This is a genomic window from Sphingomonas sp. CCH9-F2 (assembly GCF_001556735.1).
In the GTDB taxonomy this organism is placed as follows: domain Bacteria; phylum Pseudomonadota; class Alphaproteobacteria; order Sphingomonadales; family Sphingomonadaceae; genus Sphingomonas; species Sphingomonas ginsenosidimutans.
This window is the reverse complement of the sequence record NZ_LSJO01000432.1, coordinates 1-1,180: the sequence shown is the minus strand read 5'-3', so window position 1 is coordinate 1,180 and position 1,180 is coordinate 1. Positions and strand designations below refer to the sequence as shown.

Below are 1,180 nucleotides of genomic sequence, written 5' to 3'. Positions count from 1 at the left end.
CCACCGGGCTGAACGCGACGATCCGCGTGACGGGCGTCGCGGCGCACCGCGTTGATCGGGTTGAGGCCATTGCCGCCGTTCTGCAACGCCGCCACCGCCGCGGCCAGCTGCAACGCTTCCGGTGCGGACAATTTGGTGATCGACGTGCCGAACAGCAGCCGGCTGAGCAGTTCGTCCTGCGGCAGCGCGGGCGTGCTGGCGAAGGCGATCTCCGGCTTCGCCGCGACGCCCGTCACGCGGATCGTCGCGTTCAGCCCGGTGGCATTGGCGTTCGCCTCGATATCCAGCGCGGGATTGGCGGGCACTTCCCCGGCGAAGCGGATCACCCCGCGCGACAGCGCGAACTGGCGGCCCGCGAATTCGTAATCGCCGCGCACCAGGTCGGCGCGGCCGGTGATCGCCGGATTGGTCGGCGTGCCCGCGATATCGACCTCGGTCGACCATTCGCTGCGCAGCCCCAGCCCGGACACCATCAGCCCGCCGGGCGCCTTGGCATGGATCGCCAGCCGCCACGGCGCGGCGGCATCGTCGTCCTCCGCGCCCGCGCCGTCGGGGACGTTGATCTCCCGCACGTTGAGGCGCGGCAGCGCGCTGACCGCGGTCGCCTGACCCAGGCGATAGCGCGCCGCGTCGAGCCGCACGTTGCCGCTGATGACCCCGCCGTCGCCGTCGGACGTGAACGCCAGCGGCCCGGTGACGGTGGCGCCGATATCGTCGCGGTCGATCATCACCGCGCGGTCGGCGTTCATGCGCAGGTCGAGCGCGACGCCGTTCGCCGCGCCGAAATCGAACGCACCGGTCCCGCTCACCTTGCCGCCGCGCGCGCCCGCATCCGCGGCGAAGCTCTGCACCTGCAGCCGCGATCCGGCGAACCGCCCCTCGGCGCGGATGTTGCTCAGCACGGTGCCGGTCACGCTGCTCTGGATGCGCGCGTTGCTGGAACGCACCACGCCGCGCAGCTGCGGGCTGGCGAGTGTCCCGCTGACGTCCGCCGCGATCGCGACCGCGCCGGACAGGTCGAACAGCTCGACCCGCGTCAGCGGCCACAGCGTTTCCGCCGGGCCGTTGTAGCGCAGCTGCGCGAACAGCGGCGCGCGGGTCAGCCGCGCGACCGCATCGTCGCTCCCACCCAGCGGCTTCAGCATCGCCTGCGCGCGGCCCACGACGCGCCCGCCCGACG

Annotated in this window: 1 protein-coding gene; it reads right to left on the bottom strand. The window is 73.1% G+C overall.

Translation table 11 applies throughout. The features are described from left to right. Window positions 1–1,180 (bottom strand): translocation/assembly module TamB domain-containing protein (locus AX685_RS12140; protein ID WP_197418595.1); only part of this gene is annotated, 1,180 nt, incomplete at both ends.